Annotated in this window: 24 protein-coding genes; 9 read left to right on the top strand and 15 right to left on the bottom strand. The window is 66.6% G+C overall.

The annotated features are described in order from the left end of the window. Position 1 precedes the first annotated feature (1 nt). Positions 2 to 739, bottom strand: a complete 738-nt coding sequence (locus EGH21_RS00715; protein ID WP_220616559.1) for an NAD(P)/FAD-dependent oxidoreductase — start codon at positions 737 to 739, stop codon at positions 2 to 4. A gap of 153 nt (positions 740 to 892) precedes the next feature. Between EGH21_RS00715 and pan1 the strand changes: the two genes are divergently transcribed. Further along, the gene (pan1, locus tag EGH21_RS00710) at positions 893 to 2,107 is read left to right on the top strand and encodes a proteasome-activating nucleotidase Pan1 (protein WP_220616558.1); all 1,215 of its coding nucleotides are present in this window, start codon (positions 893 to 895) and stop codon (positions 2,105 to 2,107) included. A 76-nt stretch (positions 2,108 to 2,183) separates the two neighbouring features. Then, the gene (locus EGH21_RS00705) at positions 2,184 to 2,825 is read left to right on the top strand and encodes a DUF420 domain-containing protein (RefSeq protein WP_220616557.1); all 642 of its coding nucleotides are present in this window, start codon (positions 2,184 to 2,186) and stop codon (positions 2,823 to 2,825) included. Positions 2,826 to 2,871: 46 nt separating this feature from the next. Here the strand turns inward: EGH21_RS00705 and EGH21_RS00700 are convergent, their stop codons facing one another. The 7 genes from EGH21_RS00700 to EGH21_RS00670 form a co-directional block, all read right to left on the bottom strand. Further along, entirely contained in the window at positions 2,872 to 6,729 is a 3,858-nt protein-coding gene (locus EGH21_RS00700; RefSeq protein ID WP_220616556.1) for a glycoside hydrolase family 97 N-terminal domain-containing protein, read from the bottom strand. Between the two features lie 192 nt (positions 6,730 to 6,921). Continuing rightward, positions 6,922 to 7,179: a hypothetical protein gene (locus EGH21_RS00695; RefSeq protein ID WP_220616555.1), complete on the bottom strand. Its 258-nt coding sequence runs from the start codon at positions 7,177 to 7,179 to the stop codon at positions 6,922 to 6,924. Beyond that, positions 7,151 to 7,891, bottom strand: a complete 741-nt coding sequence (locus EGH21_RS00690; protein WP_220616554.1) for an ABC transporter permease — start codon at positions 7,889 to 7,891, stop codon at positions 7,151 to 7,153. Before EGH21_RS00690 ends, EGH21_RS00695 begins: the two co-directional genes overlap by 29 nt. Beyond that, positions 7,888 to 8,829, bottom strand: coding sequence for an ABC transporter ATP-binding protein (locus tag EGH21_RS00685; protein WP_220616553.1), 942 nt, complete (start codon positions 8,827 to 8,829; stop codon positions 7,888 to 7,890). The genes EGH21_RS00690 and EGH21_RS00685 overlap by 4 nt, the downstream gene beginning before the upstream one ends. A gap of 49 nt (positions 8,830 to 8,878) precedes the next feature. Beyond that, entirely contained in the window at positions 8,879 to 9,109 is a 231-nt protein-coding gene (locus tag EGH21_RS00680; RefSeq protein ID WP_220616552.1) for a SelT/SelW/SelH family protein, read from the bottom strand. Positions 9,110 to 9,148: 39 nt separating this feature from the next. After that, a complete protein-coding gene (locus tag EGH21_RS00675) occupies positions 9,149 to 9,823 on the bottom strand; it encodes a DUF7546 family protein (protein WP_220616551.1) in 675 nt (224 codons plus the stop codon). Next, the gene (locus EGH21_RS00670) at positions 9,820 to 11,214 is read right to left on the bottom strand and encodes a heme o synthase (protein WP_220616550.1); all 1,395 of its coding nucleotides are present in this window, start codon (positions 11,212 to 11,214) and stop codon (positions 9,820 to 9,822) included. Before EGH21_RS00670 ends, EGH21_RS00675 begins: the two co-directional genes overlap by 4 nt. A gap of 191 nt (positions 11,215 to 11,405) precedes the next feature. Here EGH21_RS00670 and coxB point away from each other — a divergent pair, with 191 nt between their 5' ends. Beyond that, the gene (gene coxB, locus EGH21_RS00665) at positions 11,406 to 12,179 is read left to right on the top strand and encodes a cytochrome c oxidase subunit II (RefSeq protein ID WP_220616549.1); all 774 of its coding nucleotides are present in this window, start codon (positions 11,406 to 11,408) and stop codon (positions 12,177 to 12,179) included. A 58-nt stretch (positions 12,180 to 12,237) separates the two neighbouring features. Beyond that, the gene (locus EGH21_RS00660; protein WP_220616548.1) at positions 12,238 to 12,669 is read left to right on the top strand and encodes a MaoC family dehydratase; all 432 of its coding nucleotides are present in this window, start codon (positions 12,238 to 12,240) and stop codon (positions 12,667 to 12,669) included. Here the strand turns inward: EGH21_RS00660 and EGH21_RS00655 are convergent. Both EGH21_RS00655 and EGH21_RS00650 read right to left on the bottom strand, forming a co-directional pair. Further along, positions 12,666 to 12,944: a hypothetical protein gene (locus EGH21_RS00655; RefSeq protein WP_220616547.1), complete on the bottom strand. Its 279-nt coding sequence runs from the start codon at positions 12,942 to 12,944 to the stop codon at positions 12,666 to 12,668. The two genes, EGH21_RS00660 and EGH21_RS00655, sit on opposite strands and share 4 nt — an antisense overlap. Before the next feature lie 56 nt (positions 12,945 to 13,000). After that, positions 13,001 to 13,792 (bottom strand): CAP domain-containing protein, encoded by a 792-nt coding sequence (locus EGH21_RS00650; RefSeq protein ID WP_220616546.1) that lies wholly within the window; start codon positions 13,790 to 13,792, stop codon positions 13,001 to 13,003. A 144-nt stretch (positions 13,793 to 13,936) separates the two neighbouring features. Between EGH21_RS00650 and srp19 the strand changes: the two genes are divergently transcribed. Genes srp19 through EGH21_RS00635 form a run of 3 tightly spaced genes read left to right on the top strand, consistent with a single transcriptional unit; the run spans position 13,937 to position 15,500 of the window. Continuing rightward, entirely contained in the window at positions 13,937 to 14,215 is a 279-nt protein-coding gene (gene srp19, locus EGH21_RS00645; protein ID WP_220616545.1) for a signal recognition particle subunit SRP19, read from the top strand. Further along, on the top strand, positions 14,212 to 14,439 hold the full coding sequence (locus EGH21_RS00640) for an H/ACA ribonucleoprotein complex subunit GAR1 (protein WP_220616544.1): 228 nt from the start codon (positions 14,212 to 14,214) through the stop codon (positions 14,437 to 14,439). Before srp19 ends, EGH21_RS00640 begins: the two co-directional genes overlap by 4 nt. 59 nt (positions 14,440 to 14,498) lie before the next feature. Continuing rightward, entirely contained in the window at positions 14,499 to 15,500 is a 1,002-nt protein-coding gene (locus tag EGH21_RS00635; RefSeq protein WP_220616543.1) for a presenilin family intramembrane aspartyl protease PSH, read from the top strand. Here EGH21_RS00635 and EGH21_RS00630 read toward each other — a convergent pair. Both EGH21_RS00630 and EGH21_RS00625 read right to left on the bottom strand, forming a co-directional pair. Beyond that, entirely contained in the window at positions 15,497 to 16,498 is a 1,002-nt protein-coding gene (locus EGH21_RS00630; RefSeq protein WP_220616542.1) for an ornithine cyclodeaminase family protein, read from the bottom strand. The genes EGH21_RS00635 and EGH21_RS00630 overlap by 4 nt on opposite strands. A gap of 83 nt (positions 16,499 to 16,581) precedes the next feature. Continuing rightward, positions 16,582 to 16,803: a DUF8015 family protein gene (locus tag EGH21_RS00625; protein ID WP_220616541.1), complete on the bottom strand. Its 222-nt coding sequence runs from the start codon at positions 16,801 to 16,803 to the stop codon at positions 16,582 to 16,584. A 469-nt stretch (positions 16,804 to 17,272) separates the two neighbouring features. Here EGH21_RS00625 and EGH21_RS00620 point away from each other — a divergent pair, with 469 nt between their 5' ends. After that, positions 17,273 to 17,482, top strand: a complete 210-nt coding sequence (locus tag EGH21_RS00620; RefSeq protein ID WP_220617319.1) for a DUF7331 family protein — start codon at positions 17,273 to 17,275, stop codon at positions 17,480 to 17,482. Between the two features lie 83 nt (positions 17,483 to 17,565). Here EGH21_RS00620 and EGH21_RS00615 read toward each other — a convergent pair whose 3' ends face one another. Beyond that, the gene (locus tag EGH21_RS00615; protein WP_220616540.1) at positions 17,566 to 17,985 is read right to left on the bottom strand and encodes a DUF3054 domain-containing protein; all 420 of its coding nucleotides are present in this window, start codon (positions 17,983 to 17,985) and stop codon (positions 17,566 to 17,568) included. Positions 17,986 to 18,005: 20 nt separating this feature from the next. Then, positions 18,006 to 18,587 carry a class I SAM-dependent methyltransferase gene (locus EGH21_RS00610; protein ID WP_220616539.1) on the bottom strand — a complete coding sequence of 194 codons (582 nt, stop codon included), beginning with the start codon at positions 18,585 to 18,587 and terminating at the stop codon, positions 18,006 to 18,008. Between the two features lie 77 nt (positions 18,588 to 18,664). Here EGH21_RS00610 and EGH21_RS00605 point away from each other — a divergent pair, with 77 nt between their 5' ends. Then, positions 18,665 to 19,189 (top strand): GNAT family N-acetyltransferase, encoded by a 525-nt coding sequence (locus EGH21_RS00605; protein WP_220616538.1) that lies wholly within the window; start codon positions 18,665 to 18,667, stop codon positions 19,187 to 19,189. On the opposite strand, the gene EGH21_RS00600 is transcribed toward EGH21_RS00605, so the two are convergent. Next, positions 19,186 to 19,992 carry a DUF8054 domain-containing protein gene (locus EGH21_RS00600; protein WP_220616537.1) on the bottom strand — a complete coding sequence of 269 codons (807 nt, stop codon included), beginning with the start codon at positions 19,990 to 19,992 and terminating at the stop codon, positions 19,186 to 19,188. The two genes, EGH21_RS00605 and EGH21_RS00600, sit on opposite strands and share 4 nt — an antisense overlap. Positions 19,993 to 20,020 lie beyond the last annotated feature (28 nt).

The raw sequence follows: 20,020 nt of genomic DNA, 5'->3' as shown, positions 1-20,020 counted from the left end.
CTCACTCCTCGTCCGCGACGCTGGGGTGCATCGTGGGTTCGCCCGGCATCGGTTCCTCGAAGTAGCGCTGCATCATCTCCAGTGACTCCTGTTCCCGGCGCTTTCGCTCTTCTTCGCCTATCTCCTCACAGCCCGGTGGCACCTCGCGGTCCCGGTCGGTGAAGTACCCTTCCGGCGCGGTCCAGTCGTGGTAGAAGTCCACGTCGCTGTCCTCGACGAGCGTCAGCCCCACCTGTGCGCCGTGCCCGGCGGCGACGATGGTCTGGTGGTGTTGCTCGGCCAGTCGGCCGGCCGCGTAGAGGCCGTCGACGGCGGTCCGGCCACAGTCGTCGACGCCGATGAACTCTTTTGTCCCGCGGTCCACGACGTCGACGTCGAGGCCGTCGAGGTACGTCGCGTCGGCCCACGAGGCCGCGATAACGTAGTCGGACTCGAACGTCTCCCCGTTCTCGACAGTCGTCTCGAAGCCGTCGTCTGTCTCCGTGACGCGCTGGACCCGTCCGTCCACGAACCACGCCCCCGCTCGCCGCGTCTGTGCGCGGATGAGTTCCAGCAGGAGCCGCGGGTTGACGCCCGCCGGGAAGCCGGGGTAGTTCTCCAGATGCGCGTTCCGGTTCAGGATGGACTCGCCCGTCGAGACGATTCGCGTCGAGATACCGGCTCGTGCCGTGTATATCGCCGCCGAGAGGCCGGCGACGCCGCCGCCGACCACGACGACTGAGTCAGGTTCGTCGGACATACGCGGCGGTTGCCGGGCCCGCAACAGAAACCTGCCGGTTCGTTGCGACTGTGCTCGCGTGCCGAGAACCAGAGGTACGACCCCTCTATGTCCCGAATCGAATGCTGGCACTACCCGAAGCCTCATAATGATTCACCTACTAGGAGTGGCGTAATGACCGACACCGTCGACGAGGTCGACCTGCCCTACGACGAGGACGCCTCACAGCAGAAGAAGATCGAGGCGTTGCAGGAGCGGCTCGAGGTGCTCGAAGCACAGAACGAGGAGATGCGCGACAAACTGCTGGACGCCAACGCGGAGAACAACAAGTACCAGCAGAAACTCGAACGGCTGACCCACGAGAACAAGAAGCTCAAGCAGTCGCCACTGTTCGTCGCCACGGTGCAGGAACTCAGCGACGACGGCGTCATCATCAAACAGCACGGCAACAACCAGGAGGCGCTCACCGAGGTCACCGACGAGATGCGCGATGGCCTCGAACCCGACGACCGCGTCGCCGTCAACAACTCTCTCTCTATCGTCAAGCAACTCGACAACGAGACCGACGTGCGTGCCCGCGTGATGCAGGTCGACCAGTCGCCGGACGTCACGTTCGCCGACATCGGTGGCATCCAGGAACAGATGGAAGAGGTCCGCGAGACGGTCGAGATGCCGCTCACCAGCCCCGAGATGTTCGAGGACGTGGGCATCGACCCGCCGAGCGGCGTCCTCCTCCACGGCCCACCGGGGACGGGCAAGACGATGCTGGCGAAGGCCGTCGCCAACGAGACCGACGCGACGTTCATCAAGATGGCCGGGTCCGAACTCGTCCACAAGTTCATCGGCGAGGGCGCGAAACTCGTCCGTGACCTGTTCGAACTCGCCCGGCAGGAGGAACCGGCGGTCGTCTTCATCGACGAGATAGACGCCATCGCGGCCAAACGCACGGAGTCGAAGACCAGCGGCGACGCCGAAGTCCAGCGGACGATGATGCAGTTGCTCTCGGAGATGGACGGCTTCGACGACCGTGGCGAGATTCGCATCATCGCCGCGACCAACCGCTTCGACATGCTCGACCGCGCCATCCTCCGGCCCGGCCGGTTCGACCGCCTCATCGAGGTTCCGAAACCCGACTTCGAGGGCCGCAAGCAGATATTCGAGATTCACACCCGCGGGATGAACGTCGCCGACGACGTCGACTTCGAGGCCCTCGCCGAGGACGTCGAGGAGGCCTCCGGTGCCGACGTGAAGGCCATCTGTACCGAGGCCGGGATGTTCGCCATCCGCGACGACCGCACCGAGGTCGCGATGGACGACTTCCTCGACGCGTGGGAGAAGATTCAGCAGGAAGAGACCGAAGACGAAGACGTCTCGCGGACCTTCGCCTGACGGCGTCGGCCCGATAGACGACAGTTTTGGCGCAGGCTTTCAGAACACAGAAACCACTCGCTTCCTACGTATCAGTATGGCCGTCGCAGACAGACTCCAGTCGCGCGCTCGTGCGTCGCCGAGACTCGTCACCGCTGTCGCCTCCGTCGTCGGCTACGCACTCGTCCTCGGGACGTTCGGGGGCCTGCTCCCCTTTCCCTCGATAAGCAACGAGACAGTCATCCTCCTCTCGGACGCCATCGCGGTGGTCAACGCCGCTGCACTGACCGCCATCGTCGTCGGCGTCTACTTCATCAAGACCGACCAGGTTCGCAAGCACCGGGCCGCGATGCTGACGGCCTTCGGCCTCATCCTCGCGTTCCTCGTCATGTACCTCCTGAAGGTGGGTGGCGGCTTCGAGAAGTCGATTCTGGTCGAAGGGCCGGTGTACTGGGCCTATCTCGTGATGCTGGCTATCCACATCCTCCTGTCGGCCGTCTCCGTCCCCGTCGTGGTCCACGCCGTGGTCCTCGGACTCTCGCACTCCGTCGCGGAACTCCGCGAGACGGCCCACGCCCGGGTCGGCCGCCTCGCCGTCGCCGCGTGGGGTCTGAGCCTCTTTCTGGGCCTCGTCACCTACGTAATGTTGAACCACATCTACGGCTGGGTGCCCCGTGGCGGCGAGGCAGCACTGCTGCTGGCCGTGGCTGGGCCGCAACTCGCAACTCTCCGCGAGTAACCGAAAAATAGCGTCTCGAAGGTCGATTCTCCAGTCGTTTCCCCCGCTACTGTAGGGGTGTGAACGGCACCGTGGCCAACGTCTCCGAGTCGTAGTCGAGCGCCTCGCTCTGGTCGACGCCCTCCGGGGTCAGGCAGTCGATGATACTGGTCGCGTTGTCGACAGCCCCGCTCTTCGCGCCGCCGAAGGTGTATCCTCCGACTTCTTCCTGCACGTCGCGGAAGGCTCCGTAGTCCTCGGACCCGACGACCGGTGCGACGGACACCGAAGAGATGTCGATACCGCCCAGCGCGCTCTTGTCGACTGAGAGGATGACCGAGTTGCGGTCGAAGTCGACCAGTTTCCGGGGCGACCCGGTCTGGGTACCGGTGGCGTCGACGACACCACCACCGAACCCGCTGGCCGCGACGCGGTAGTCCCACTCGCTGCCGAAGTTCGCGGTGACGTTCAGGTCCCCCAGTTCGGTCGTCCGGCCGCCCTCACGGGACGGGTCGCTGAGGTACAGGACGAAGTAGTGCGGCGAGAAGTCCCCGCCGAAGGCGTCGTAGAGGTTCCCCACCTCGAACGAGAACAGGTACGCCGAGTCGTCCTCGTAGACGCTGAACGATCGGAGGTCGAACGCGCCGGCCTGGAACGCGCCGTTGGTCGGGTAGACGTACCCGCCCGGCCCGTAGTCGTCGCCGCTCGGGTCGGTGAACGAGGCGACGAGTTCGCCGGGCCGAATCTCTACGGTCTGTTCGGCGAGGATGTCACCGTCGTCGGGGTCACGGAGCGCTACGTCGTAGGTGCCCCGCGAGGAGATGGTGTAGCCGAAATGGAACGTCTCGTCGGTCGCACCCGGTTCCAGACGGACGTTCTCCGTCGACACCACGTCGCCGTCGACGAGTATCTCGACTGTCCGCCCGCCGACGAACTCGCTGTCGTTGGACCCCATCGCAGTGATGAACTGGTCGTCGAGCGACGCGCTGTCCTCGATGGCGAACGTGAGGTCCTGTTCCGGCCGTTCGTACTCGGTGAGGCGGTTGATCTCTCGCCCCTTCGCGGGACGGAGTTTGACCGCCGTCCCGCCGCCCCGGGCCATCGACGCGAGGAAGGTCGTGCTCGGGTCGACGACGGCCTCGTCGATGCGGACGTACGTCGGGTCGGCGTCTACGTCCGCACGGGCGCCGTCGGAGTAGATTTCGGCGACGTACTTCCGGCCCTGTGGATCCTTGCCGTTGGAGTTGCTACGGCCGTTGGCCGTCCCTTCGTTGAGGAAGTCGAGGGGGACGTCGACTGCGCGCCCGCCGTCGTCGGACATCGCACCGAGGTACCACGTCTCGCCCTCGCGCCGAGCAGTCACCGAGTAGTCGCCGATTTCGCCGGCGACGGCGACGGTGTCGTCCCAGCCGCCGGCGGGCACGTCTTCGACGAACGCGAACTCGGGTTCGGCGGCGACGTTCTCGTTCGCGACGTGGCTCTCGTCGAGGTCGGTGTACTCGGCCGGGAACGGGGCGCTCGCTCCCCGTTCGGTGACACCGACCGTGTTGACGTTCAACCCACCGACGTCGCCGCTCTCGAAGTTCCCCTCCGAGTCGACGCTGTACTCGATACCGAGGCTGACCGTGTTGTCGCCTTCGTCGAGGTCCACGTCGACGGCGTGCACCTGCCAGTCGTCCCAGTACTCCGTGAACGAGGGTTCGACCGTCTGCGTGGTGCCGTTCACGCCGAGCGTGAACTGCGGGTTGCCGTTGTCGACGACGCGGCCGGCGTTCTCCTCGCCGTCGCTGGCGTAGCGGAGATGCAGCGTGTAGGTGCCGGCAGCCGGAACGTCGGTGACGGTGAACGACACCGACGCGCCCGACGGTTCGCGGTTGGGGTCCAGCGGAACGTAGTTGGTCCCGAAGGCGTCCCGCCAGTCGTCGGCCGTGATGGTCCCCTCGCTCAGGGTGCCCGCGGCCGCCTGTACGAACTCGCCGACGCCGAGTTCGTCGTCGATGTAGGCCTCGATCCGGTCGGCGGCCATCTGGATACCCGCGTTGTACGTGGGATACATCGCGAGTTGCTTCGCTCGCGTCGTCTGAATCTGGCCGCCGGTGTCGTCGTTGAACGTGATGTCGAAGATGCCGGGCTGGAAACTGGTCGGGCCGGCGAGCATCCGCGTGTACGGGAGGGTGACGTGGTGCTCGCGGCCGACGCTCGACCCGAGGGCACCGAACCCGTCGTACTCCTGTGCCTTGACGACTTCGCGGGCGGCGACGTTCGGGTAGGTCCGGCGCTCACCGGTGGGCTTGATACCCTCGTGAATCTCCAGCAGTTGGCGCTCGCCCGCCGCTTCCCGGATGACGGTCCGGTGGTGGTTGACCGCGAGTTGGCAGTGCTGGTTGTGTGTCGCTGTCGTCCCGTCACCCTCGAAGCCGAGGCCGGGGTCCGAGACGTAGCCGTTCTTGATGGAGCGGATGCCGGCGCTCTCGTAGCCGTCGAAGACGTCGTCGTCCAGTATCTCGTCCTCGTAGTTCGGGATGTTGCCGGCCGTCTCGTTGTGGATGGTCATCTCCACCGACGACGAGAGGTTCGCCCCGTAGTCGGTCACTTCCGGCACGTCGAAGTCCGGATACGAATCGTCGACGCCCATCTCCAGTCCCGACCCGTCGCCGGGGTAGGTGTCCCAGCCCTCGTTCCACCCTTCCACCAGCACACTGTCGATGCCGTTCTGGCTGGCGAAGTGCATGTACCGCTTCATCCGCTCGGTGCGCGCACCGTGGATGTACCCGGCCGGGTCGTTGCCGCTGTTCGATATCTCGGCGTCGGTCTTGTACTCCCAGTTGGCGTTCCCGGCGATCATCGTCCACCAGATGCCGATGTACGTCCGGGGGGTCAGCCAACTCGTGTCGACGCCGCCCGACCCGTCGCTCGGCAGCACCTCGTCGTTCCGGTCCTCGTTCAGCAGCGGAATCAGCGACGACTCCACGAGGTCACCCGGACTCCGGCCGAACTGGATGGTCCGCCACGGCGTCGCGTTGGGGGCCGACAGCGACGCTTTGGTGTTGTCCGGGAGCGGCGCCAGTTGCGTGGTGAAGGCCGTCCCGCCACTGTCGGTAGCCGGGACGATAGAAGCCGTCGAGTAGTCGTCTAAGTCGGCCTCGTGGACGCTCATGTAGGCGTCGTCGCCGGCCTTGATAGTAAACGGCGTGTGCGCGCCGGTCCGAACCGTGTTGCCGTTCGGTTGGATGCTCCGGGTCCCGGCGTCGACGTCGCTCAGACTCGACTCCCGGTACTCCTGTTCGAAGCGCGGATTGGTGAACTCGTTGCGAATCCACCACGCTGTGTAGTCGTCGGCGAAGTTGTACTGCGTGTTCTCCGAGGCGACGACGAGTTTGTCGCTGTTCGCCGCAAAGGAGTCGTCGAAGACCACGCGGAACCCGAGGCCGTCGTCGAACACCCGCAGTTCGAGGTTCGCCGACCGGCCCGGACCGGCCGTCTCCTCGAGGCCGAGGCGGAGATAGCTGTACTCCGCCGTGACGCTGTCGTACTGGTCCCACTCGGGGGTCCACGACTCCGTCTCGGTGCCGCGCTCACTGCCGGTGACCGTGATGCCGGCGCCGCTACTGCCGTCGTCACTGACGCCGAACGTCGCCTGGTTCTGGAAGTCGAAGCCCAGCGCCGACGGTTCGACGTAGGTCGTCCCGTCGAAGGCGACGCTGTAGGTCGGTGTCCCACCAGACACGTCGACCCGTACGTCGATGCTGCCGTCGGGGGAGGTGACCGTCTGTCTGTCGCTGTCGTCGCCACCTGTGACCTGTGCCGCCGCCGACGCCGGAACGTCCTGCGTGTACGCCGCCGCCGCCACCAGCGACGCGACGCCGCCGAGGAACTCTCGCCGACCCAGTTTGTTAAGTGATTGTTGAGATTGTCTACTAACCATTCCACGAGCATAGGCGAAGACGCACATCATAAATCCAACGATTGTTCACCATATAGCGTCGCTAAATAATCCGTTCACGTCCACGAGAATCACATTAGAGGTCGAATAATGCTACAGACGACGAGCGGCCGGAGTCGCCCCGGGTTCTACGCCGGCCGCGCTAGAGCGACGTGAACGGCAACTGTGCCAGCGTCAACCCGTCTTTGGCGCCGCGAACTTGTACTGGGTGGCGTCAACTTCGACGTTCCGGTACTCGCCGTAGTCCTCGGAGCCGACCACCGTTTCCTCCCGGTCGACTGGGGCGTTCTCGACGTAGTCGAACTCGGGTCCCGTGTCGAAGTACTCGTTGCTCGGTTCGACGTTGACATAGGTGGCCGCCACGCGCTCGGCCGCTCCCGCACCGTCGGTCCAGAACGGCCACTCAGTCGGTCCGCGGGAGCAGACGCGCACCGACGAGGAACCCGACGACGGCACACGCTGTCAGGACGGCCAGTGGGAGCAGTGAATCCCCCGTGCCCGTCGTCGCCGCGCGCACGCCGCGCGAGAAGTACGTCAGCGGCGACAGCCACGTCGGGAGCCATCCGGGGAGCAGCGAGGGCGGGACGAACGTCTCCGAGAGGAACAGGAGGGGGATCGCGATGCCGTTGCTCGCCGAGATGACGCCGTCCTGTGAGTCTGCCAGACTCCCGAGCATCGCGCCGACGCCGCAGAACAGCGCCACGCCGAGGACGACGAACGGGACCAACAGCGGTGACGGCCGAATCTGGGCCCCGGTCAGCGCCACCATCAGCCCCAGTAGGACGATGCCTGCGAGGCCGATGATGACGACGTTGACGAGCGTCTGCGCGAGCAACCACTCCGGCCGGGTCAGCGGCGTCGTCGCCAGTTTCTCGAACCGGTTGCCGTCGCGGTGTCGCGCGACTTCGCTCCCCACTCGGGAGAGCGGTGTGAACAGGACGACGACGGCGAGGTACCCCGGCGCGTAGTACGCCGGCGGTTCGGTGAACAGGCCCCCGCCGCCGGGGCGGGTCTGGACGAGGACGCCGAAGATGACGACGATGATGAGCGGGAAGAAGAACGTGAAGAAGACGGCGGTCCGCCGGCGCAGGAACGCCAGCGACGCCGCCCGGGACTCCGACCGGAGACGGCCGAGTCGGCTCATCGGGCACCCCCCGCCGCTACCTCGTCGGCGCGCGGTTCCCCGCCGCTCCCGACCCCCGTCCCGGTCAGTTCGAGGTAGACGGCCTCGAGGTCCGGTTCCGTCCACGTCAGACTGTCGTAGCCGACGCCCGCGGCGTCCAGTTCGTCCACCACGTTGCCGATGGACTCCGGGCGCACGCCGTAGACGACGAGCGTGCCGTTCCGGAGTGCCGTCCGGGCGGGGTAGTCGATTGCGTCCGGCGTTCCCTCGTCGAACGTCCCCTCGACGAGCAGTTGGCTGTCGCCGCCGTGGTCGGCGATGAGCGTCTCCGGGTCGTCCAGCGCGACGAGTCGTCCCTCCGAGAGCAGGCCGACCCGGTCCGCGAGGCGCCGTGCCTCCTCCATGTAGTGTGTCGTCACGACGATGGTCACCCCGCGGTCGGCCAGTCCCTCCAGCAGGTCCCACAGCGACTGCCGGCCGGCGGGGTCGATGCCCGTCGTCGGTTCGTCCAGAAACAGCAGGTCGGGGTCGTTGATGAGCGCCGTCGCCACGCAGGTCCGGCGTTTTTGGCCGCCCGAGAGGTTCTCGTAGGCGGTGTCGGCCGTCTCAGCCAGCCCCACGTCGGCGAGCACGCGCTCGACGTCGCGCGTCTCGTCGTAGAGGCCCGCGTAGTAGGTGACGAGTTCGCGGGCGGTCAGGCGCTCGTGCGGTGCGAACGACTGTGGCAACAGGCCGATACGGTCCCGCTCGACGGCGGTCGGCGACTCGCCGAACAACTCGACACGACCCTCGGCGTCCGTCGTCCCGGTCAGCGCTCTGACCAGTGTCGTCTTCCCCGCGCCGTTCGGCCCGACCAGTGCGAGCACCTCCCCCGCCGTCGCCGAGAGCGATACGCCGTCGAGTGCGACGGTGTCGCCGTACGCCCGGCGGACGTCCTCGGCGACCAGTACCTCGTCCATGTCTCTCCGTCGGGTACCCCCGCCGAAAGCCGTTCCGCTCTGGCCGCGGTTACAGTCGCTCCCGCACCCGGCGGACGATGTCGTCGACGTCGTAGTCGTCCTCGTCCTTGTCGTACACCGTCTCGCCGTCCACGTCGACACGGAACACGCCGTGGTCGCCCATGACGAGACTCATCCGGTCTAACTCGCCCTCGACCCCGTTCAGGATGGCTCGTTCCACGTCGAGCGCGCGCTCGCGGAACCCACACGGGACGCAGTACTCGATTTCGACTGCTGGCATACCCGTCGCTTGTGACCCGCCGGGTAAAACTGCTGGCACCTACCGGCCGATGGGTCGCCAGTACAGCAGTGCGATAGAGACCAGGTACACCACCGTCGCCGCGCCGTAGGACTGGGGAATCAACTGCCCGACTGCCGCGGCCGTCCCGCCGAGGACGCTCGACAGCGTCGGCACGAGTATCCCGAGGACACACGAGACACAGGAGAACAGTCCCGTGAGACTCCCGAGCGAGATGCCGGCGGTGTCGAGTACCATCACGTAGACGAGATACGACAGCGCGCCGTAGCCGGCCAGTTTGTACGGGATGAGCGTCACCGAGACGACGTTCCCGAAGTACGCGACCATCGGGTTCCACCCCGGCGGGAGGTAGAGGAGGTTGAACTGGACGTACGACTGTATCTCCGGGGACCCCGGACGGACGATGCCGCCGATGGCCGCCAACACGAGGAAGTAGAGGACGCCGACGACGAGTGCCCGCCGGCGCTGTTTCGTCGGCACCGGTGGCGGCGTCGTCGTCAGGACGGCGAGCAGGGCGACGTTTATCCAGACCAGCGGGTAGACGTACTGGAACACGCCCTGCCACGACGTCGCGCTGGTGCCGCCGAAGAAGACGTGGAGCGTGACCAACAGGAGTTCGGTGTTGAGGACCAACGCCGCGTACACCATCGTCTCGCGGTCGACGGAGAAGTCCGGACGGCGGGTGATGGTGCTCATAGGACGAGGGCGTCGACGACGATGGCCAGCAGGAGCGTCCCGAGGTAGGCGTTCGAAGCGTGGAACGCACGGAACGCGGCCGCCTCGGTCTGTTCACGGTGGAGCGCCACCACGGCCCAGAGGAAGACGGCGCCCAGCGCCGCCGACGTGAGCGCGTACAGCCACCCGAGCGAGGTCAGCGACGCCAGCACGCCCGAGGCGACGAGCGTCGCGCCGAGGTAGTAGACGATGTGCTTGCGCGTCTCCGTCTCGCCGCGGACGACGGGCATCATCGGGAATCCGCCGGCCTCGTAGTCGTCCTTGTACGCGAGCGCGAGGTTGTAGAAGTGCGCGGGCGTCCACAGGAAGATGACCCCGGCGAGGGCCAGTCCGGGCAGTCCGATGGTCCCCTCGACGGCGGCCCAGCCGATGAGCGCGGGGAGCGCCCCCGCGGCCCCGCCGATGACCGTGTTCTGGACGGTGTTGGGCTTCAGGACGAGCGTGTAGACGACGCTGTAGAACAGGATGGCGGTCAGTCCGAGTGCCGCCGCGAGGACGTTCACCTGCCAGAACAGCGCCAGCGCGGCCACGGTCAGCGCACCGCCGAACGTCAGCGCGTTCCGGACCGGAATCTGGTGGGTCGCGATGGGTCTGTCCGAGGTCCGGTCCATCCGCTTGTCGATGTCGCGTTCGAGGACGTGGTTGAACGTGCCCGACGCGCCGATGGCGAGGACGCCGCCGCCGAGCGTCAACACCACCGTCCGGACGGTGAGCGACGGGCCGGCCGCCAGCGTCATCCCCGCGGCGGCGACCAGACACAGGAGCCACATCAGACGCGGTTTCGTCAGTCGGAAGTACGCGAACACCGTGCCGAGCAGTCTCTCCCGCGTCGAGAGGTCCGGCGTCGGCACCGGGTCGTCAGCGTCGTCGGGTATCGGGGCCGGCGAGAGGTCGTCGACCGGGTCCTCGTCGTCGCTCCCCGTCTCGGCCTCGAGGTGCCACGCGAGCGCGAGGACGAACGAGGTGAAGATGGCCATGCCAGTCGCGAGGTGAGCGCTGGGGAGTTGCCCCGCGGCGCCGGTGGTCGCGACGAACGCGCCGAGCGCGACCTGCACCGGGTACAGCGCGAGGCCCGTCACGAGCGCCGCCTTGACGCGGCGACGGGTCGCGGTCCGGAGACCGATGCCAACCGTCACCAGCGTGAGGACGCCGACGACGGCGGCAGTCAACCTGTGGCCGCGCGCGATGAGCAGGTCCGGGTTCGAGAACGTGACCGGCCCCTGACACAGCGGCCACGTCGTACACGCGGCCACCGCGTCGGTGATAGCGGCCGTCGCGCCCGCGATGACGAGCAGATAGACGCCGACGGCCGTGGCGGCCAGTAGACCCGAGAACGTCCTGCTCTCTGCCATTAGTGTAGCCTTCGGCGGCGGACACTTAGACTCCTCGCTTTTGCCCCCGCACGCGTCCCCCTCGTGACCCAGTATATAGAGGGCTGACGGGCCGTTCCGGGACCGTCCGCCGACAGACCCGTGAGTCGAAGACGGAGTCGGGGTGAGGGCAAGACAGCAGTTATTTATCTCCGAAATCCTAAGCCGCGCACATGACTCGGAGACGCGCCGGTCTGGTCGCTCTGTTCGGCGCCGCGTTCCTCGCGCTCGCCGCCGAACCGGTCGCAGCACAGCCGTCCGCCTCGACGACGGTACGACAGATTTGGGACCTCAACATGAACCTGCTCTACGTCGCCATCCCGATTACGGTACTGGTCGAGGGGATTCTCATCTACACCGTCTGGCGGTTCCGCAATCAGGACGAACCGCTCCCGACGATGGAGAACCGTCGCCTCGAGATCACGTGGACCATCGCGACGGCTATCATCCTCCTGTTCGTCGGTGTCGCGTCGTATCAGGTGATGGCGAGCCCGTACGTCACCGCCGAAGCGGGTGACCAAGCGGCGCTCCAACAGGAGAACCCCGAACGCATCGAGGTGCAGGCGTACCGATACGGCTGGTCGTTCTACTACAACGGTTCGAGCTTCGGGCAACCCGCCGAAGCGACGTCGACCGGAACGCTCCGTCTCCCGGCAGACAGGGAGGTGGTGTTACGGATCACGTCACGGGACTGGCTCCACGCCTTCCACGTGCCGAGTCTCGGTCTGAAGGCCGACGCGTTCCCCGGCCAGTACAACCGTCTGCGGACCGTCCCGACGGAACCGGGCACCTATCAGCTCTACTGTGCGGAGTACTGTGGCTCCGGCCACTCGAAGATGCTCGGCACCGTGCAGGTGATGCCACAGGACGAGTACGACCAGTGGGTAGCCGACCAGCAGTCGGGCGGGCAGCAGAACGGTAGTCAGCAGAACCAGACCAGCAACTGATTTTCGCGGTTCCGGTACTCGGCGCAACTGTTAGGCGGCGACGTCGACTGTGTCCGGTATGGACTACTTCGAGGACCTGTCCGTCGGTGAGACGGACCAGTTCGGCTCCTACGAGGTCACGCGGGAGGAGATTACGACGTTCGCCGGGACGTACGACCCACAACCGTTTCACACGGACCCGGCGGCCGCCGAGGACTCGATGTTCGGCGGCCTCGTCGCCAGCGGGTGGCACACCGCCGCGATGACGATGCGGCTTCTCGTCGACCACCAGCTATCGGCGTCCGGTGCGATGGGCGCCCTCGGCGTCGACTCGCTGCGGTGGCCGACGCCGGTCTACCCGGGTGATACGCTCTCTGTCGGAACCGAAATCGTCGAGAAGGAGGCGTGGGACGACGACCGGGGCCGAGTCGCCACCGAGGTGACCACGACCACGCAGGCAGACGAGACGGTGCTCTCGATGGTCGGACAGGTGCTCTGGCGTCGTCGCTAGTCGCCAGTGGCCGACTGTGCGGTCCCGCTCCCGGCGGCGAGCAACTGCTCGCCGTCGTCGGTCACCCTGTAGACGGGTTCCGGCGAGACGCGTTCGACGAGGTCCCGTTCTGCGAGTTCCTCGAACCGGGGTCGCGGGGCGTCGACCGAGAGCGGACACCGGACGGCGGCGACGGTCGGCGCGGTCGGTCCAACCGCTTCGAGGGTCCGTAGCAGCACCCGGTCGACCGGGGCGGACGAGTCTCCAGTTGGTTGTTGCATGGTAACGTCTATCACACCAAATCGTCGCCGACAACTTAAACGTATCGGCGAACCGGAAGAACGCCGGCGACCTATCCGCAGACGTTCGCAGTCGCGTAGACGTCGCCCTGTTCCGTGACGTTGATGCCGACGCCCATCCGCTTGGCGTTCTGGTAGGTCAGGCGGTCACGGTACGGTTGCGTCTCGAACCAGTTCTTGACGATGGCCTTCGCGACTTCGCGTTCCCCGCCGTTGAACCGTTCCTGCCCGTCGTCCGTGTAGACGTGTCCGGCGACGGTCTTACCGATAGCTTCGAAGTTGGCGCCGTCCGGATACCGGATGTACGACTTCCCGGCCGCCTGGAACTTACAGGACTCGTAGAGGTCGTTCCGGCGATATCGGTCGGCACTGTCGACGCCGTCTATCTCGTGGAGCGTCCGTCCCTCCTCGGCCATCGCGACGCTGTGCCCGCCGGCCATCGACGAGAGTTGGTTCGCCGTCGTTCCGCTGGCGGACATCGGGTCGAGTTTCCGGTTCGCGCGGCGTTCGTTGACGAACTCGACCACGAACCGCTCTATCTCCGCCTCGTCGTAGTACCGTGCCGGAACGTACGGTTCGCGTTCGGTCTGTTGGGCTGTCGCCGTCTCGACCGGCGTCGCCGTCACCGTGGCGGTCGCGGTCGCGGGCGTCTCGGTCGTCGGCGTCGACGTACTGGAACCGCCGTCCCCACCGTCGCCACCGCCCCCGTCGGCCGTCTCAGTCTGCCCCCCGGGGTCCTCCGGCGCGGCGGCCGGGCCGCCTATCTGCATCCCGACGACGACGCCGACGCTGAGTGCAGCGACGAGCACCACGACCGAGATGCCCAAGAGCGATTTATTAACCATGGTATCCATTCAGACCCCAGTTGGTAATGTAAGTTTCCCACTACTGCATCGTACGGTCTGCTGCCGGATTGCGTAGGAACCGTCTACTCCGGTGTGGGGCTCTCCGTCGGAAAGGCACATAAGCCCGCGGGGGCCACTCTCGATATGGTCGAGAACGTCATCTGGCCGGCAGCGTTCGACGCGGAGTGCTCCCGAAGCGACGGGCGTCGGGTCCCCCGGGACCTCGCCATCACGGACCCGACGGTCGACGAGATAGCCAAGGCCGTCCAACAGGTCGGCTACGACGCGGTCATAGAGCGTGACAAGACGTACCCTCGGGAGTACGAGCAGCGCGGCCGCGTGGTCGTGAAGAACGCGGACGACGCGACGAAGACGGACCTCCTCGGCGCGGTGGCCGCGTACATGCAGGCCCTCCGCGAATGAAGCGCGTGGGGTCCGTCGTCAGGACTGCCCAGGGGCTGGCCATCGTTCGGTCGCCCGACGACGGCCACGCCGCCCTCGGGACGGCACTCGTAGACGAGGAACTCCAGACGGTCGGCGACGTGGTGGACGTGTTCGGCCCCGTAGACAGCCCCTACATGTCCGTCTCGCCCGCAGACGGTGTCCACCTCCCCGCCCTCGTCGGCGCGGCGCTGTACGCTCGCTGACCGGCCGGACGGCGGGCGTCTCCGTAACGCTCAAACCCGGCCCTGTCGGAGGTTGTCGCATGGATAGGCGCTGGCGTGTCGTCGCTGGATGTGGACTCATCGGACTCATCTTCCTGTTCGTTCAGCTAGGAGCGCTGGCACTGGTCGACCCGTTCAAATCCGCCGGGTATCAGGCCGTCGAGGACCCCTCCGACCCGACGAACAGCCTCCTCTACATCGGCGGTATCCTCGTGGCGACGGCCGTGATGCTACTGGCGTTTCGCTACGACGCCGACACCCTGATTCGCGGTCTCATCGTCTTCTCGGGGGCCTGGCTCTCGCTGTACGTCTTCCGGGTCCTGATTCCACCCGTCGTCGTCGCCGGGGGCGTCAACGTCCTCGCAGTCGGACTGGCGGCGCTGCTCGGCGTCGGACTCCTCGTCCACCCGGAGTGGTACGTCATCGACGCCGCAGGGGCGGTGATGGGCGCCGCGGGTGCCGGGTTGTTCGGCATCAGTTTCGGGATTCTCCCGGCGCTGGTCCTGCTCTCGGTACTGGCCGTCTACGACGCTATCAGCGTCTACGGCACCGAACACATGCTCACACTGGCGTCCGGCGTGATGGACCTCAAGGTGCCCGTGGTCCTCGTCATCCCGCTCTCGCTCTCGTACTCGTTCCTCGACGCGACGACGCCAGACCCGACGGGCGACGACGCGGCGGCCGACGGCGGCGGGGACGCTACCGACGACCCCGACGAAGCGGCCGACGCCGACCCGCTGGACCGCGACGCGCTCTTCATCGGCCTCGGTGACGCCGTCATCCCGACGGTGCTGGTCGCGAGTGCCGCCTTCTTCGCGCCGGCGACGGTCGAGACGGTGCTGGGCATCCCACTCCCGGCATTGACGGCGATGGTCGGTACGTTCGCCGGACTGGTGGTGCTCCTCTGGATGGTCCTCAAAGGCAGGGCACACGCCGGCCTACCGCTGCTCAACGGAGGGACGATAGCCGGTTACGTCCTCGGGTCGCTCGCCGCGGGTATCACGCTCGTCGAGACGCTGGGCCTCGCGCCGTATCTGGGTTAGTCCATCGCTCTGCTCGCGGGCGCGAACGGAATCTCCTCGCCGACGCCGGCCTCGCGGGCGCGGTCGTACAGCATCTTCCCGGCGGCTACCGTCTCGATAGCGGTCCCGCCCGAGTCGAAGACGGTGATGTCCTCCGGGGACTCTCGGCCCGGCGCGTCGCCGACGAGTACCTCGCCCAGTTCGGCGTGGACGTCGTCCTCGTCGACGACGCCCTCCTCCATCGCGTACATGAACGACCCGGCGTCCTGTGTCACACGGGCGCGCAGGTCGGCCACGTACGTCGCACGCTCGATAGTCGTCGTGTCGAGTTCGCGCTTCGCGGGGTTGTACTGTCCCATCGCCGTGACGTGTGTCCCCGGTTCGAGGACGTCACCGTCGAAGACCGGGTCGCTGGCGTTCGTCGCCGTCACGACGACGTCGGCCCCCTCGACGGCGGCGGCCGAGGAGGCGACGGCCGCTACCGTGGCGTCCAGCGCTTCGTTCATCTCGGCGGCGAACGCCTCCCGGTGCTCCTGTGTCGGCGAGTAGACTTCGACCCGCTCTAAGTCCCGGACGGTAGCGGCCGCTCTCACCTGCCCTCTGGCCTGCGTTCCGCTCCCGATGACCGCGAGGTCGGTGGCGTCGGCCCGCGCGAGGGCGTCCAGACCGACGGCGCCCGCCGCGCCGGTCTTCAGCGGGTTCATGCTCGCGCCGTCGAGCAGCGCCAGCGGTTCGCCGGAGTCGGCGTCGAAGAGCGGCAGTGTGAAGTGGGCGTCACGGCCCTCGAACCCAGCGGCGTACGTGTAGCCGCCCATGGCTCCGGTCTCCGGGAGGATGGCGAGATACCCCGTGAGCATCCCCGCAGGACCGTCGTTGAAAAGCGTCGTGCGCGGTTTCGCCGGGGCGCCGTGGCCCCGTTCTCTGTACCCCTCCCGGACGGGGTCGACGTACTCGTCCGGGTCCGCGAGGTCAGCTATCTCGTCGCTCGTGAGGAACAGCGCTGTCGCGTCGGTCGACATAGATGCGTCTTCGGCCGACCGGTCCTTAACCTCGGTGGCGAGTCGCGAAGACAGCGAAAGAAATCGGTGACGGGTGCGTGCTCTCAGTCCGCCGTCTGGACGGCGTCTGATTGTGCGGTGGCGTCGGCCGGAACCGGGTCGACCGGTGCGCGGACGAACATCGCGTGGCCGATGAGGCCCACGGCCACGACCGATGCCATCGGAATCGCCGTCGTCAGAGCGAAGCCAGCGACCGAGAGGACACCGGTGATTCCAGCCATTGCGAGTGGGATGAGCCCCAGAACGACGTCGTAGTAACCCGTCATAAGTGTGAATTATACTTCGCTCTATGGGTACATAAGTGTTTCCCGTAAACACTGCATAGTATTCTATATAGGCATCTGGTAGATTGTACAGTGAGTTTACCGATACTACCCATAACTTATGAGAATATAAAATGGCGATTTTTGCTGCTAGAGGTTGTCTACCGATGGTTTCTGTTCGTACGGGCGGTGTCGTGTGAACCGCTGCAATTCGTGTCAGCAAAAATCTATTTACGCTTCGCCGATACAGGACGGCATCGAGAAACTTGACGGCGGTGATACATTTAACCAAGTGCGGCCGATACGAGCCAGTTCGATCGGCCTCGTCGGCCTATACCGTGTGGGACTTCCTCTGCCTGCGATTTTCAGACTCTGAGAACTGGTTTTGCCCGTGATTAACCGACGAGCCCCCCAGTTTTACGCTGTGATAACTGGGGGATAGTCCTTATTAACAACGGCGAAATATCGCATTATGACAGCAGTGGGGCGGACGGCGCCGACTGCCATCAGGACTATGAGTACGAACGCCACGGACAACACGAGTGAGGCCGGCACAGACGATTCGGCACGGCGGTACGCCGAGCTGAACATCGGTGACGAGGAGTTCGTCATCTACGACCGAGAGAACCATCAGGCGTGGATTCAGTCCACACTGTCGCTCGACGTAGACCAACTCAGATAACCGTGGCTCGACACCCGGCTTCCTGTCGGTGTGTCTGCTGAGCACAGACGGAATCCGATTCCGAGGCGTTTAATGCGGTATTTTCACTCAGAGAGGAGCACCGTCGCACCCGCTCGCCAGAGACACAGGAGCGTCCCGCCGACGACGACGGAGACGACGGCGAACGTGAGCGCCGCGTCACCGTGGAAGTACGCCGTCGCACGCAAGGCCTGTGCGACGACGACGGCGAGGACCCAACTCACGAGAGTGACGCTCAGCGACCGCTTGAGGTCCACCGTGGCGTCGCTGGCGTACATCCCGCTGAGGCCGGCCACGAGAAGCCAGCCGACGAGAAACGGTGCCAGCGTCCCCGCGACGCGGCCGATGTCGACGAACGGGTTGTAGCCGTGCGTGTACTCGCCGACGGCGACGAAGAGGAGTATCGCGGCGACGTCGCCGGCCGCCAGTGTCGCCGACGTGGCCGACAGTTCGATGCGACCCCGACCGACCGTCGAGACGCTCATGCTCGCGCTTCGACCCCGGGTCACTTTGCTCTCTCGCTTTCCTCGACACCGACGACCGTGTATCCGAAGCCGCGTTCGAGCACTGTCGGGTCCAGTCCGGCCGACGCCAGCCGCGTCGCCAGTTCGTCCGGCGTGAAGAACGCCGAGTCGAACCCGACGAGATGCTCCGCCGCGACGAGGCCTCGCCCGCGGAGCGTCGCGGGGTCGAACTCCCGGACGACGAGGACCCCGCCGGGTCTGAGGACGCGCGCGGCCTCCGCGAAGACTGCGTCGACCGCCGGCATGTGGTGGAGAGCGTCGACTATCAGCACCGCGTCGGCGCTCTCTGTCGCGAGCGGGAGACGGCCGGCGTCACCCGCGATTGCGACGAGGCCGTGACTGCGTGCTCGCCGGAGCATCCCGGGCGCGGCGTCGACGACGATTCGCTCCGGCAGGTCGAGCCGTCTGATGGCCCGCCCCGGGCCACCGCCCACGTCGACGACTCGGTCGACCTCTCGGGTCGCCAGCGCGAGTCCGCGTCGTAACTTGCTCGCTCGTGCCGGCGGCATCACGAGGTCGTACAGCGGCGCGAACCGGTCGAACGGGCCGACGTCACCGTGCATACGCTGCGTTCACCCAGCGGTCACTAAACCGCTCCGCCGGTCGCAGGGTACTACTCGCTCGAAGCCGCAGTTGCCGTATGGAGTTCGCGTTGCTCGGGTGGCCCGAGGACGGGCATCGGCTTCGCCTCGACCACGAACGGTTCGCCTACGCCGGGAAGTTCGTGATGACGTCGACGGGGAAGGCCGTCGTCGGGGACGACGGCGTCGTAGCGGCGGCGGCGTTCGACGCGGACCGCACCGACGCCGACACGCTGTGTATCCGGTACGTCACTGTCCGACAGGACCGGCAGGGTGACCGTCTCGGTGCCAGACTCCTCCGGTTCGTCCGCGACCGGGCCGTCGAACGGGGGTACGACCGGGTCACCATCGGCGTCAACAACCCGTTCTCGTATCAGGCGGCGTACCGCGCGGGGTTCGCCTTCACCGGCGAGGAGCGCGGCCTCGGAGAACTCACGCTGGAGTGGCCCGGGACGCGCGAGGACGCTCGCTATCAGGCCGGCCTCGACGTGTACCGCGACCGCGACCTCTCCGACGCCGAGGAGTCGTTTCTGGCCGAGAAACGCGACGCCGGCCCGCCCGACGTGGTCCCGGCCCCCGTCTAGACCGGGTTCGATTCGAACAGGCGCGCCGCACAGTTCTCACAGGTGACCGCCGCGACCTCGTGTTCGCTACAGCACGACTGGACCGTCTCGGTGTCGAACGTCGGCGTCCCGCCACAGCGCGGGCAGGTATCGACGAACAGGCGAAGACCGTTCAGGACCTGTCCGCGCTGTGCGACCGAGAGGTGGTCCCAGTCGTCGTAGGTCTCCCGTAGGACCGCCGCGTTGGCGACGTCGGCTTCGAACGCCGGACGGGACTCCCACGTCCCGACGTACCGCTCGCCGACGCGTGCGCGGAAGGCGTCGCCGTGTTCCTCGAACTCGACCGTCGACGCGTCGACGTCCAGTCGGTCCAGCAACGTCGCTCGGTCCGGGTCGTGACTGTCGAGCGCGTCTCGCCACATCTCGCCGTACCACTCGGTCAGACACAGGTCGTCGCCGCAGGGCTCGACGGCACCCACCTCGAGGAGTATCGCTTCGACGTCGACGTCGGGCGGCGGGCCGGGACTCTGGGACTTGCTCGTCGGGGCCTTCCCGAACATCCGGCGGACTCGCTCGGGCAGGTACCGCTTCGTCAGCGTCGGCGTGCCGGGGACGAGGTAGCCCCGCAGATAGATGGCGGCCGCCGACGGGAGCGCGACGGCCAGCGCGGCCGGCAGTGCGAGCGCCGTCGCACCGGCCGCGACGGCGACGCCAGCCGCCAGTACCGAGAGCACCACGGCGACGAGGCCGTTGACGACCGTACACGGGAGACAGCGGTCGGCACCGGTGTACTCCGGCCGCCTGAGCCTGTCCACCACGGACATGTCGTGTGACGACGTCCCACACGCAGTT

Origin of the sequence: Haloarcula rubra (assembly GCF_019599465.1) — an archaeon.
Lineage (GTDB): Archaea > Halobacteriota > Halobacteria > Halobacteriales > Haloarculaceae > Haloarcula > Haloarcula rubra.
This window is presented reverse-complemented; position numbering and strand designations above follow the sequence as displayed.

Excerpts from the sequence above, each read along its gene's own strand:
- srp19 (WP_220616545.1), top strand. The coding sequence starts at position 13,937 with ATGGTCGAGAACGTCATCTGGCCGGCAGCGTTCGACGCGGAGTGCTCC.
- EGH21_RS00625 (WP_220616541.1), bottom strand. The coding sequence starts at position 16,803 with ATGACGGGTTACTACGACGTCGTTCTGGGGCTCATCCCACTCGCAATG.
- EGH21_RS00615 (WP_220616540.1), bottom strand. The coding sequence starts at position 17,985 with ATGAGCGTCTCGACGGTCGGTCGGGGTCGCATCGAACTGTCGGCCACG.
- EGH21_RS00610 (WP_220616539.1), bottom strand. The coding sequence starts at position 18,587 with ATGCACGGTGACGTCGGCCCGTTCGACCGGTTCGCGCCGCTGTACGAC.
- EGH21_RS00700 (WP_220616556.1), bottom strand. The coding sequence starts at position 6,729 with ATGGTTAGTAGACAATCTCAACAATCACTTAACAAACTGGGTCGGCGA.
- coxB (WP_220616549.1), top strand. The coding sequence starts at position 11,406 with ATGACTCGGAGACGCGCCGGTCTGGTCGCTCTGTTCGGCGCCGCGTTC.
- EGH21_RS00600 (WP_220616537.1), bottom strand. The coding sequence starts at position 19,992 with ATGTCCGTGGTGGACAGGCTCAGGCGGCCGGAGTACACCGGTGCCGAC.
- EGH21_RS00670 (WP_220616550.1), bottom strand. The coding sequence starts at position 11,214 with ATGGCAGAGAGCAGGACGTTCTCGGGTCTACTGGCCGCCACGGCCGTC.
- EGH21_RS00620 (WP_220617319.1), top strand. The coding sequence starts at position 17,273 with ATGACAGCAGTGGGGCGGACGGCGCCGACTGCCATCAGGACTATGAGT.
- pan1 (WP_220616558.1), top strand. The coding sequence starts at position 893 with ATGACCGACACCGTCGACGAGGTCGACCTGCCCTACGACGAGGACGCC.
- EGH21_RS00675 (WP_220616551.1), bottom strand. The coding sequence starts at position 9,823 with ATGAGCACCATCACCCGCCGTCCGGACTTCTCCGTCGACCGCGAGACG.
- EGH21_RS00640 (WP_220616544.1), top strand. The coding sequence starts at position 14,212 with ATGAAGCGCGTGGGGTCCGTCGTCAGGACTGCCCAGGGGCTGGCCATC.
- EGH21_RS00605 (WP_220616538.1), top strand. The coding sequence starts at position 18,665 with ATGGAGTTCGCGTTGCTCGGGTGGCCCGAGGACGGGCATCGGCTTCGC.
- EGH21_RS00705 (WP_220616557.1), top strand. The coding sequence starts at position 2,184 with ATGGCCGTCGCAGACAGACTCCAGTCGCGCGCTCGTGCGTCGCCGAGA.
- EGH21_RS00690 (WP_220616554.1), bottom strand. The coding sequence starts at position 7,891 with ATGAGCCGACTCGGCCGTCTCCGGTCGGAGTCCCGGGCGGCGTCGCTG.
- EGH21_RS00650 (WP_220616546.1), bottom strand. The coding sequence starts at position 13,792 with ATGGTTAATAAATCGCTCTTGGGCATCTCGGTCGTGGTGCTCGTCGCT.
- EGH21_RS00680 (WP_220616552.1), bottom strand. The coding sequence starts at position 9,109 with ATGCCAGCAGTCGAAATCGAGTACTGCGTCCCGTGTGGGTTCCGCGAG.
- EGH21_RS00635 (WP_220616543.1), top strand. The coding sequence starts at position 14,499 with ATGGATAGGCGCTGGCGTGTCGTCGCTGGATGTGGACTCATCGGACTC.
- EGH21_RS00715 (WP_220616559.1), bottom strand. The coding sequence starts at position 739 with ATGTCCGACGAACCTGACTCAGTCGTCGTGGTCGGCGGCGGCGTCGCC.
- EGH21_RS00660 (WP_220616548.1), top strand. The coding sequence starts at position 12,238 with ATGGACTACTTCGAGGACCTGTCCGTCGGTGAGACGGACCAGTTCGGC.
- EGH21_RS00630 (WP_220616542.1), bottom strand. The coding sequence starts at position 16,498 with ATGTCGACCGACGCGACAGCGCTGTTCCTCACGAGCGACGAGATAGCT.
- EGH21_RS00685 (WP_220616553.1), bottom strand. The coding sequence starts at position 8,829 with ATGGACGAGGTACTGGTCGCCGAGGACGTCCGCCGGGCGTACGGCGAC.